This window comes from Campylobacter sp. RM16704, from assembly GCF_000816245.1.
Taxonomy (GTDB): domain Bacteria; phylum Campylobacterota; class Campylobacteria; order Campylobacterales; family Campylobacteraceae; genus Campylobacter_D.
The window spans coordinates 934,774-946,488 of sequence record NZ_CP007769.1; the positions used below are offsets into that span (position 1 = coordinate 934,774).

An 11,715-nucleotide genomic window follows, 5' to 3' on the forward strand; every position below is an offset into this window, starting at 1 on the left:
TCTAACCCTTTATATCTATCAATCTTTTAAAAACAAATATAGGATTAAGTGATTTAACCACTTCAAATTTAAAATATTCATTTAAAAATTGTGCAACTTTAGCAAAAGGTGTTTGTATATGAGTAATTTTACCATTATCAATGATAATTTTTAAAGCACCGAAAATTTCAAAATACAAATACACTTCTAAAATGTTTCCATTTTTCCTAGCTTCGAATAAAGCCCTATTTCCCTCATAAACAAAAGGTATATGATAAATTCCTTCAAAAAAAGCAAAAAACATTTCTTTATAAATTTCAAATTCATACGCACCTTTACTTTCTATAAGTTTTTTAGTGATGAGTTTTTTATACCAAGCTTTTTCATCACCCTCTTGCAAAAGCTTTTCTATAAGATCCACTCCTTCTTCAAAAAGTCTAATTTTAGGTTTTTTCAAAAGATTTTTAAAAGAAATTACACCTTTATCTTCATAAACTTCAGCTAAATATTCCTCTCCTACTTCAAGTTCTATCATACTTTTAGTTTCAAGCTTTTTAGTATTTAAAAGCAATACATAACGATTATATGATTTTTTTTCTAAAATTTGCATTCTTACAGGCAAGGTTGAGTTGATGATATTCACCAAAGTTTCCTTAATTCTTGTGCTAAAACAAAACTAAGCTTTTCTTTGCTTTGTTTAAAACTTTGAGAAATACTATCTTTAGTGATAAAGTAAATGCTATTTTCATCGCTTCCAAAGCTCATTTGCTCATTTAAAATATTTAAACAAACCATATCTAAATTTTTATTAACTAAAGATTTTTTTGCATTTTCTAAAGCATTTTGTACATCAAATTCCATTTTAAAGCCTATTTTTTTACCTTTAAAATCTAAATTTTTTAATATATCCTCATTAATCCTTAATTTTAAATCAAACCCATTTAAATACTCATTTTTTTTAATCTTACCTTTAAAAGCTTTGGGAATAAAATCACTCACAGCAGCAGCCATAATCAAAGCATTAAAATCTTTGTATTTTTGCAATTTTTCTTTTAATTCCAAAGAAGATTCAAATTTTTCTAATTTATAAGGTGTTTTAAACTCTACTGAACTAACCAACACTACCTTAGCACCTAAAAAATACAAAGCATCTGCGATTGCCTTTGCCATTTTTCCACTTGAAAAATTGCTAATACATCTTACATCATCGATTTTTTCTTTAGTTCCACCACCACTTATAACAAAACTTTTATCTTTAAAAAAGTCTTCTTGCATTAAGCTTCTTTTTAAAGCATAAACAATACTATCAAGTTCAGCCAAAGCTCCTAAACCTTCATCTTTACAAGCTAGAGTTTTAACCACAGGATCAATGATAATATAACCTTGCTCTTTTAAATTTTTTAAAGAATTTTGAGTGCTAAAGTGTAAATACATATTTGTATTTGCAGCAGGTGCGATTAAAAAAGGCTTGTTTTTATCTACTGCTATTAAAGTTTGAATGAATAAATTATCCGCCATACCATAGTTTAGTTTATTGATAGAATTAACACTAGCAGGTGCAAAAAGCACACAATCACAAGTCTTACTAAAAGCTATATGATTATTAGTATTTTGCCAACTTTCATTTTCTTCACATAAAATTTCATCTGCCAAAGCTTCAAAACTAAGCTTAGTGCCAAATTTCAAAGCTCCTTGACTTAGCAAAACTTTAACTCTAAAACCTTCTTTTTTTAATAAAGAAATAAGCTCATAAGCTTTATAAAAAGCTATACTTCCACTTACTGCCAGTAAGATTGTTTTCATTTTTTACCTAATTTTTTATAGTAAAAATCTTCTATGATTTGCACTTTTGCTCTATTAATATGTAAAGAGCCTTTTTCTACATCCTTACACACAGTGCTTCCTGCTGCGATGATTACTTCATCTTTTATTTCAACCGGAGCGATAAATTGCGTATCTGAACCTACAAAAACATTTTTACCTATTTTGGTTTTATGTTTTTTAACCCCATCATAATTACAAGTGATAGTACCACAACCTATATTAGTTCCCTCATCTATCTCACAATCCCCTAAATAACTCAAATGCCCTGCTTTAACTCCATTTAATAATGCATTTTTGCATTCTACAAAATTTCCTATATGTGTATTTTTAAGCTGACATTTTGGACGTAAATGTGCTAAAGGACCTACATCACTATTTTCTACTATGCTATCTTCAATCACACTTGAGCTTTTAATGATAGAATTAATGATTTTTGATTTTCCCTCTATACGCACATTTTCATATACTTCGCACTCGCCTACAAACTCAACCTCATCTGAAATAAAAGTCGTCGCAGGCATATGAAAAATAACCCCTTGTCTCATCCATTCTTTTTTAATCGCTTCTTGCATAAGATCTTGTGCTAAGCAAAGCTCTACTTTATCATTTACTCCCATAAAATCTTGCTCATTTACAAACACTGCATCGATTTCATAGCCCTTTTCTTTTGCTAAATATACTGCATCGGTTAAATAATACTCTTTAGCTTTATTTTCATTTTTTATCAAAGGCAATACTTCTTTTAAAATTTGTGCTTTTATAGCATAAACACCACTATTACAAATGTTTATAGCAAGTTCTTCTTTGCTTGCATCTTTTGTTTCTACTATTTTTTGAATTTTATTTTCTTTTAATACTATTCTTCCATAGCTTTTTGGATCTTTTACCTCAAAAACTGCCACATTAAAATCACTTTCATTTAAAGCTATTTTTTCTAAATCACTTGCTTTAACTAAAGGCATATCACCACATAAAATCAATACTTTTTCATGCTTACTCTCATAACCCCTTAAAGCCCCTGCAGTACCTGGAAAATTTTGCAAGTCTTGTTCTAAAAAGCGTGTATTTGGAAAATGCTCTAAAACAACTTGCTCAACCTTTTCTTTTTGATGAGAAAGCACCACACATACATCATCACTAATTTTATATGCTTGTTTTAAAATATGTAAAATCATTGCTTTTGAACAAATTTTTTGAAGCACTTTTGGATTTTGTGATTTCATACGCGTACCAAGTCCAGCAGCTAAAATAAGCACAGAAATTTTCATGAAACACCTTTATAAAAAATTATTGCTTATTTTAACAAGCTAAAGTAAAAAATTCTTACTAATTATTGCTTATTTTTGTAGATTCTCATTTACTTTAAACTTAAATTTATGGGGGGGGGTATAATGCTTTTTTTCATTTTAAATTTAAAGGAGCAATCAAATGAAACTTTCTTATCATACAAGTAAAGTTTTAATGGGAGTTAGCATTAGTGCTTTATTAAGTAGTGCTACATTAGCACAAGAAATAAATCATGGAAATTTTACTGATTATTTCAATTATAAAGATGGAATTTGGAATTTAAATTCTAAAGAAAATATAGAATTAAAAATACAACCTGGAAGTATTCAAGCATATTATGGTAAAGAAAACCATGATAAGCCTATAAAAGATTTAATATCAAAACAAGTGGTGTTTTAACCATAGGATCTGATTCAGACTGGATAGATGTTGGTGAAACTTCGACTAATGAAGCAAAATATGATTTATACAGCGTCAATCTAGAAGCAAAAGAAATTGTTTTAAATAAGGATCAGACTTCTTTAAAAGCAAATAAGGCTTTCAATATAAAAGGAAATGTTACACTTAATGGTAGCTCACCTATAACAAATGATAATATACATGATGAAGAACTTGATAGACCTAGTTTAGATGTATGGAATGGATATGGCGAAAAAGATGGCTATATGAATATACAAGGAAATTTAAATGTAAATAATTCTTTTATTGGTATATTTGATGCAAATAAGAAAGGTGGTTTAATCTTTGTAGATGGAGATGTGAATATAAAAGATTCAGCTATAGGTATAAGTACAAATAGTGTTTCAAATTTAGGTATAAACAACTATGTAGCTATAAAAACAACAGGCAATTTTAACCAAGATATAGATAAAAACATAGTAACAGCACTATACACTAAAGATATAACAAGTATGCTTGAAACAAGCAATTTACTACCAAAAAATGTATTTTTTGAAGATACCGATTTAGCTCAATTTACAGACTATAAACTTAGTGTTTCTAATGATGGTAAAAATCTTTTAATTAGTGGTGGTGCTAATGAAAATGTAAGAGATTTAGCAAAAATATTAAAATCTGAAATTGATATTAGAAAAGAAGCCTTAGATACTTTTGAAAATATAAAAAATAGCATAGAATACGATGAAGATTATAATCAAAATTCTTACCAAAAACCAGGATATATCGGAGATGAAGCTATGCTTGAAGCCATAGTGCAAGCAGAAAAAGAACTACAAGAACAAATTGAAAAATTAGAACAACAAATCCAAGATATACAAGATAATGGTGGAAAATTTGATGGTAGTGATTTAGTTGAAAATATGAAAGATGTTAGCTTAGAAAATAAAAATTTAGCTGTAAATATGCTAAATAGTATTTTAGATTCTAAACTTAGCAATGACGCTATCGCAGCACTCACTTTAGATACAACAGGAAAAAATCTAAATACAATCACAACAAACACAAATGCAAGTGCAAAAGCTATAGTAAATAATGCTCAAAATTCTTCTGTTAATTCTTCCATAGGCGTAGCAAATGACCTAGCTATTGGAACAAGAATAGCAAAACTTTCAAATCCTTATCAAGATAAAGCTTTAGTAGAAAAATTTGCTACAACCCATATAGCAGCACTAGCAAGTGATGTTTATAATTATTATGGAAGCTCTTCATTTAATAATAGCTTTTGGGGTAATGTTTTTGGTGGTGCAAATATCATAGATGGAGATAGTGGTGCTTTGTATGGATTTACCTTAGGTGCTGATAGAAAAATCAACGATAATGCTTTGCTTGGTTTTTATTTTACTTATGCTGATTCAACTATTAAAGATGGGGTTATGGAACAAAAATCAGATAATTATCAATTTGGTATTTATTCTTTAATCAATCCAAACGATCAATGGGAAATTAATCTAAGAGCTTACGGGCAAATTTCTCCAACAGATCAAAGTGTAACAATGCTAAGTGATTCTAGTAATGCTGATTATAATAGTAAATTTTTTGGTTTAAGTGCTAATGCTGGTAGAATTTTTAATCCAAATTCATCATCATTATTTATCAAGCCTTTTGCTGGTATAAATTACTACTACGCACACACTCCAAGCTATAAAGAAAGTGGTATGTTTGCAAAAGATGTTCAAAGTATGACAAATAATTCTATTAGTTTAGAACTAGGTGCTGAATTTAGAAAATATATGAGTGAAGAATCATATTTATTTATCACTCCAAAAATAGAACAATATGTGATGAATAATGGAGATGATTTTGTAGCTGGATTTGTTGGCTCAGGTTCAAATTTTATCATCAAAGGTAATGATAAGAAAAAAACTTACGCTCAAATCATCATAGGTGGTAATGTAGATATTAACGAACAATTTAGCTTAAATGCTGGTATTGGAGCTAAACAAATATTAGCTGGCAAAACAGATAATAAAAACGAAACTTATGTAAGTGGTCAAGTAGGTTTTAAATATAAATTCTAAAAATCTTTTGAGAACTCCTTAAATGCTAGAGTTTTTACTCTAGCATTAATAATTAGTCAAATATAGTATTTTTTTAAGAGTAAAATTGCTAAAATAACTCTTTAATTTTATACAAGGAAAAATTTTTGAGAGTTTTACTAGTTTTATTTATATCAAGTTTAGCTCTTCTTAGTGCTGAAGTAACTATACCAACTGTGAATTTAAGCCTAAGTGCACCAAATAATCCACAACAACTTGTAACAACTTTAAATATAGTCATAGTTTTAACCATATTAGCTCTTGCACCAACTATTATTTTTGTGATGACTTCTTTTTTAAGACTAATAGTTGTGTTTTCTTTTTTAAGAACTGCTCTTGGTACTCAAACTATGCCACCAAATACCATTTTAATAACCTTGGCTTTAATTTTAACTTTTTTTATAATGGAACCTGTTGCTACAAAATCATATAATGAAGGTATAAAACCCTACATTGCTGAACAAATAGGCTATGAAGAAGCTTTTACCAAAGGTGTTAAGCCTTTTAAAGATTTTATGCTAAAAAATACTAGAGAAAAAGATTTAGCACTTTTTTATAGGATTAGAAATTTAGAAAATCCAAAAACCATAGATGATGTGCCTTTAACAGTTTTGGTTCCTGCTTTTATGATAAGTGAACTTAAAACTGCTTTTGAAATAGGATTTTTACTCTTTTTACCATTTTTGGTTATTGATATGGTTGTAAGTTCTGTGCTAATGTCTATGGGTATGATGATGCTTCCACCTGTAATGATTTCCATGCCTTTTAAATTGCTTATTTTTGTTCTAGTAGATGGATGGAATTTACTCATTCAAAATTTAGTTAAAAGCTTTTTAACATAAAAATATTAAAAGTAAAAATATGTTTATTTTTCCATCATTATTTAGTATATTTTGCTTACTTTTTGGTGGATATTTTGCTAAGAAAATTAAAATTTTAAAGCAAAAACAAGCTAGAGCTTTTCTTGACTTTGCTATCATTTTTGCTTTGCCTTGTTTGATTTTTGAAAGAACATATCATTTAAATTTTGATTTTTCTTTGATTGTAATTATTTTAATCGGTTTATTTTCATCGCTTTTTTCAGCTTTAGTTTGTACGATTTTAGCTTCGTTTTTTAAATTTAGCAAAAGTACCCTAGTGAGTATTTTTTTACTTTCTAGCTTTGGAAATACTTTATTTGTAGGCATTCCGGTTGTAATGGGAATTTATAAACAAGCTTATTTTTTAGGAGAAATTATTCTTTATGATGCTCTTGCTACTTCTTTACCAGTAGCATTGCTTGCACCTATTATTATTTCTTTAACAAGTGAGCAAAAAACAAGTTTTTTTCAAAACCTTAAAAAAGTTTTTACTTTCCCACCCTTTATTGCACTTATCTTAGGGATAGTTTTTAAACTAATCCAACTTCCTGAATTTATTTTTGAACCTTTGCGTATGTTAGGTTCTAGTGCTACACCTATAGCATTATTTGCCATAGGATTAAATTTAGGATTTAGCACCATTACCACTTCTTATAAAGCAACCACTATAGTTGTTTTTAGCAAAATGATACTCGCACCTTTAGTATTTTTAATACTTTTAAAACTTTTAAATTTTGAGCTAAATCCTAATACCATTATCGCTTTACTTGAATCAGCAATGCCTACCATGACTATGGTTGCAGCCATGATAATGAAAGCAAAACTTGATACAAATTTAGCAGTAAGTTCAGTGGCTTTTGGAATAGTCTTTGCCTTTATTTCTTTACCTATTTGGGTATATTTTTTAATCTAAAGGTTTTTGGTGTCTTTTGTTATTTTTGGAAAGCATATTTATAACAAACTTGCATTTACTCTTAAAGCCTATGACCAAAAACAAAGTAAAAAACTTTTTAAAATTATAGAAAAATATAAAAACAAATACTATTTTCTAGGATACATTCAATACGAATTTTACAAATACTTAGAAGATAAAAATTATAAAAGCAAAGAACCTTTTTTGTATTTTTTTGCTTTTAAAACAAGAGGTTTATTGAAAAATACTCAAGAAAAATTAGATTTTTATCCAAAATTTGTATCAAATTTAAACCAAGAAAACTATTTTGAAAATTTTGATAAAGTTAAAGATGCTATAGCTAAAGGCCAAAGTTACCAAATCAATCTTACTCAAGAATTACATTTACAATCAAATCTTAATGTGTATGAGAGTTTTTTAAGTCTTTATCATAAACAAAATACTCCCTATAAAGCTTATATGAAAAATGAATTTTTAGAACTAGCTTCATTTTCACCTGAGCTTTTTTTTAAAATCAAAAATAAAAAAATCATCACAAAACCCATGAAAGGCACAATCGAACGCTCAAATAATCCAAAAGAAGATGAAAATCTAAAAAACTTTTTAAAATGCGATGAAAAAACCATTAGCGAAAATGTAATGATAGTTGATCTATTACGCAATGATATTTCAAAACTCATCAAAAAGCATTCCTTAAAATGCGAACTTTTTAAGGTTAAAACCTACCCTACCTTACACCAACTCATTTCAAAAATAAGCGGAAAATTAAAGCAAAAAAATGATTATTTTAAAATTTTCAAAGCCCTTTTTCCATGTGGATCCATCACAGGTGCACCCAAAATAGAAACCATTAAACTCATAGGAAATTTAGAGCAAAGAAAACGCGGGATTTATTGTGGGGCGTTAGGTTTAATCCATAAAAAAAAGGCAAAATTTAGCGTAGCCATACGCACTTTAGAGAAAAAAAATAACGATGATTTTTTAAGGTATGGCGTGGGAAGCGGGCTTGTATGGGATTCACAAAAACAAGATGAATTTAAAGAATTAAAGCTAAAAAGTAAAATTTTAGAACCTGATTTTTATTTGTTTGAAACAATGTATTATAAAAATCATTCTATTTTATTTTTCAAAGAACATTTACAAAGAATTTTAAACTCAGCTAATTTTTTTGGCTTTGATGCTCAAAGATTAAAACATGATTTTAAAAATATACTAGATAGTAAAGATAAAAAATTCCATTTTAAATCTTTACAAAATTTTAATAATTTTGTTTTCAATCGTCATTATTTTTTTACAAAAAGTAATTTTACTCAAAAAGGCTCAAAGGCTATTAAATTAAAACTTTTTAAAAATGGTCTTTATGAAATTAATTTTAGTAATATACATGAAAATTCAAGCAAAAAGCTACTCATAAGTAAAGACATTACAAAAGTAAATCTTTTAACACATCACAAAACTTCCCTACGTAGTTTATATGAAGCAAATTCACATCTATGGAAAGAAAACATTTGCTATGATATAGTTTTTTTTGATGAAAAAGGCATACTTTGTGAGGGTTCAAGAACTAACATTATTATAAATTTAAATGATGAGTATTTTACTCCTTATGCTAAAAACTGTCTAAATGGTATTTATAGACAAGCACTCTTAAAACACAAGCTCATTAAAGAAAAAGATATCACTAAAGATGAGCTTTTAAATGCTAAAGAAATTTATGCTATTAATTCTTTAAGAGGTCTAAAAAAGGTGTTTTTGTGAAAGTTTTAATCATAGATAATTACGATTCTTTTACCTACACCATAGCCTTTTATTTAAAAGAATTAAATATTGCTTATAAAATCATCAAAAACGATAAATTTAAAAACCCAAAAAAGCTTAGAAAATATGATTTTACTCATCTTTTAATCTCTCCTGGTCCAAATTCTCCAAAAGAATCAAAGTTAAGTTTAAAAGCTATAAAATACTTTAAAAAGAATAAAAAAATTCTTGGAATTTGCTTGGGTCATCAATGTATAGCACATGCTTTTGGTGGTAAAATTTCTAAGCTTACAAACCCAACTCATGGCAAGGTAAATACTATAAAATTTAAACCAAATCCACTTTTTAAACAACTTGAACAAAATTTTAAAGTTTGTTTATATCATTCTCTTTATGTTAGCTATATAGGTAAAAAATGTGAAGTTTTAGCCCAAAGTGAAGATAGTATCATTATGGCTTTAAAACATAAAAAATACAATATTTATGGAGTTCAGTTTCACCCCGAAGCCATACTAAGTCAAAATGGTAAAAAGCTACTTAAAAATTTTCTTACTTTATAATTACTTTAAGTTATATTTTTTATAATAAATCAAAAAGTTTAAAAATGAAAATTTTATATTTACTTTTCTTACCCTTGTTTTTACTAGCTAATAATCTTAAAGAATTTATAGATTTAAGCTTAAACAATGAAAATTACTTACAAAAACAACTCCAATTTTCAAAAAGTATTTTAGAGCAAGAAAGCGTGCAAAATGCTTACTTACCAAGTTTGCATTTGGGTGTTTCCTATCTTGGTTCAAATAAAGATCGCTTCATCATAGAACCCCAAGAAAGTCTAATGAGTACTCTTTCGCTTAAATTTTTGCTTTTTGATGGAGGCAATAGAGAAGCAAAAATTGCTAGTATGCAAAGTCTAAAACAACTTGCTCATCTTGAAAAAGAAAACATGGCAAATTATATGGCACTTAGTGCTAGTGTTTTGTATTTTAATTATCTTAGTTTAGAAAGTATTATAGCAAGTGACAAACAAAAAGAAATTACTCTACAAAATCAACTCAAACGCTTAGAAAATTTTTACCAAGCTGGACTTACTAGCCAAAGTGAGCTTGAAAGTATAAGAGCAAAATTTGAGTTAAGCTCTTATGAATTAGCTCAAAATGAATTAAAACTATATGAATTAAAAAATGAAATTTACAATCTTAGTAAAACACATTTTATACCTTCTTTTCAAAATATTTTGCAAGAACCAAGTGTAGAAAAAAATAAAAGTTACGAAGTAGCCCTTATGCAAGAAAAATTAAATTTAGAAAATTTAAAAATAGACTTTGTTAGAGCTGAGTTGTTTCCAAAAATATTTTTACAAAATAGTTTTAGTTTTTATGATATGAATTATAATCCTAAATTACCTCATGAGTTAAAAACAGCAAGTGAAAGCTTTTTAAAAGAGCATGGGCAAAGCAATCGTTTTTTTGTCACTTTTGAATGGAAAATTTTTGATTTTGGTGCTAATCAAAAAGCTCTAGAAGCTCAAAAATATACAAGCAAAATCACTCAATTAGAGCTTGAAAAAACCAAAAGAAAAGTAGATATAGAACTAGATAATCTTTTACAAGAAATTGAAATTTCTAAAGTTAAAATAAAAGCATTAAATGCAAGTTTCAAAGCAGCCAATTTAGCTTTTGAAGCCATAGAAAAAAAATACATTGCAGGACTTTGTTCGTATGTAGAGTACTTAAACGCACTAGAAGCAAAATACCAAAGTCAAAGTCAACTTGAATTAGCTAAAAATGAATATGAAATCACAAAGGCAAGATATTATTTTACAGCTGGAATTGATATAAAAACAAAGGTTTTAGAATGAAATTAGTGTTTTTAATTTTATTTTCTCTACTCACTTTAAAAGCTGAAGAAATTTATGCTAGTTTTGATGTGCTTGCACAAAATCAATCTAAATTGTCCCTGCAAAATGCTGGTATAGTTAAATCTATCTATGTAAATATCAATGATAAAATAAAAAAAGATCAAATTTTACTTAAACTTGATGATACAAGTGAGCAAATAGCTTTAAAATTAGCACAAAATGAATACAAACTCGCCACTCTTACCCTAGAGCATGCTAAAAGCTCTTTAGAAAAATTTAAAAAGGTGCAAGAAGTAATAGATAAACAAAGCTATGAAAATGTTTTATTTGAATTTCAAAAAGCACAAATTTTACAACAAAAAGCCTTCTTAAATATACAACATTACAAAGACTTAATCGATAAAAAAACTCTAAAAGCACCTTATGATGGGATTATTTCTAACAAATATATCGACATAGGCGATGGAGCTAGGGGAATTTCTCATGTTTTGTTTGATTTTTTTTCTTACCCAAAAGTAAAATTGCTTTTAAGTTTTGATGAAAAATTCAAAGATAAAGTAAAAATTGATGATATTTTTATTTATAAAATAGATTCAAATGAAAAAGAATATCAAGGTAAAATTACACTTATTTATCCAAGTATAGACATAAAAACACGAAAAGTTTATGCAGAGGTGGAGGCTTTAAACTTTACTCCAGGTTCTTTTGGAGAAGGAAAAATCATCACTAAGGATTAAT

11 protein-coding genes are annotated in these 11,715 nt (G+C 27.7%); 8 read left to right on the forward strand and 3 right to left on the reverse strand.

Going from position 1 to position 11,715, the window contains the following annotated elements; all coding sequences use genetic code 11:
• Window position 1 precedes the first annotated feature (1 nt).
• From CAQ16704_RS04845 to glmU, 3 genes are read right to left on the reverse strand one after another with little or no spacing between them, the layout of a single operon-like run.
• Window positions 2-622: a hypothetical protein gene (locus CAQ16704_RS04845; RefSeq protein ID WP_039667132.1), complete on the reverse strand. Its 621-nt coding sequence runs from the start codon at window positions 620-622 to the stop codon at window positions 2-4.
• Window positions 619-1,782, reverse strand: a complete 1,164-nt coding sequence (gene coaBC / locus CAQ16704_RS04850; RefSeq protein WP_039667133.1) for a bifunctional phosphopantothenoylcysteine decarboxylase/phosphopantothenate--cysteine ligase CoaBC — start codon at window positions 1,780-1,782, stop codon at window positions 619-621. Before coaBC ends, CAQ16704_RS04845 begins: the two co-directional genes overlap by 4 nt.
• The gene (gene glmU / locus CAQ16704_RS04855; protein WP_039667134.1) at window positions 1,779-3,071 is read right to left on the reverse strand and encodes a bifunctional UDP-N-acetylglucosamine diphosphorylase/glucosamine-1-phosphate N-acetyltransferase GlmU; all 1,293 of its coding nucleotides are present in this window, start codon (window positions 3,069-3,071) and stop codon (window positions 1,779-1,781) included. Before glmU ends, coaBC begins: the two co-directional genes overlap by 4 nt.
• A gap of 160 nt (window positions 3,072-3,231) precedes the next feature.
• Here glmU and CAQ16704_RS07990 point away from each other — a divergent pair, with 160 nt between their 5' ends.
• From CAQ16704_RS07990 to CAQ16704_RS04890, 8 genes are all read left to right on the forward strand, one after another.
• Complete coding sequence (locus tag CAQ16704_RS07990; protein WP_052245005.1) at window positions 3,232-3,489, forward strand: hypothetical protein; 258 nt, start codon at window positions 3,232-3,234, stop codon at window positions 3,487-3,489.
• A 266-nt stretch (window positions 3,490-3,755) separates the two neighbouring features.
• On the forward strand, window positions 3,756-5,567 hold the full coding sequence (locus CAQ16704_RS04860) for an autotransporter outer membrane beta-barrel domain-containing protein (protein WP_052245006.1): 1,812 nt from the start codon (window positions 3,756-3,758) through the stop codon (window positions 5,565-5,567).
• A 125-nt stretch (window positions 5,568-5,692) separates the two neighbouring features.
• Window positions 5,693-6,427 carry a flagellar type III secretion system pore protein FliP gene (fliP, locus tag CAQ16704_RS04865; protein WP_039667135.1) on the forward strand — a complete coding sequence of 245 codons (735 nt, stop codon included), beginning with the start codon at window positions 5,693-5,695 and terminating at the stop codon, window positions 6,425-6,427.
• Between the two features lie 19 nt (window positions 6,428-6,446).
• Entirely contained in the window at window positions 6,447-7,358 is a 912-nt protein-coding gene (locus CAQ16704_RS04870) for an AEC family transporter (RefSeq protein WP_039667136.1), read from the forward strand.
• A 9-nt stretch (window positions 7,359-7,367) separates the two neighbouring features.
• Window positions 7,368-9,116 (forward strand): bifunctional anthranilate synthase component I family protein/class IV aminotransferase, encoded by a 1,749-nt coding sequence (locus tag CAQ16704_RS04875; protein WP_082020055.1) that lies wholly within the window; start codon window positions 7,368-7,370, stop codon window positions 9,114-9,116.
• Complete coding sequence (locus tag CAQ16704_RS04880; protein WP_039667138.1) at window positions 9,113-9,676, forward strand: anthranilate synthase component II; 564 nt, start codon at window positions 9,113-9,115, stop codon at window positions 9,674-9,676. Before CAQ16704_RS04875 ends, CAQ16704_RS04880 begins: the two co-directional genes overlap by 4 nt.
• Window positions 9,677-9,720: 44 nt before the next feature.
• Window positions 9,721-10,977 (forward strand): efflux system, outer membrane component, encoded by a 1,257-nt coding sequence (locus CAQ16704_RS04885; protein ID WP_039667139.1) that lies wholly within the window; start codon window positions 9,721-9,723, stop codon window positions 10,975-10,977.
• The gene (locus tag CAQ16704_RS04890; protein ID WP_039667140.1) at window positions 10,974-11,714 is read left to right on the forward strand and encodes an efflux RND transporter periplasmic adaptor subunit; all 741 of its coding nucleotides are present in this window, start codon (window positions 10,974-10,976) and stop codon (window positions 11,712-11,714) included. The genes CAQ16704_RS04885 and CAQ16704_RS04890 overlap by 4 nt, the downstream gene beginning before the upstream one ends.
• The last annotated feature ends 1 nt before the right edge of the window (window position 11,715 follow it).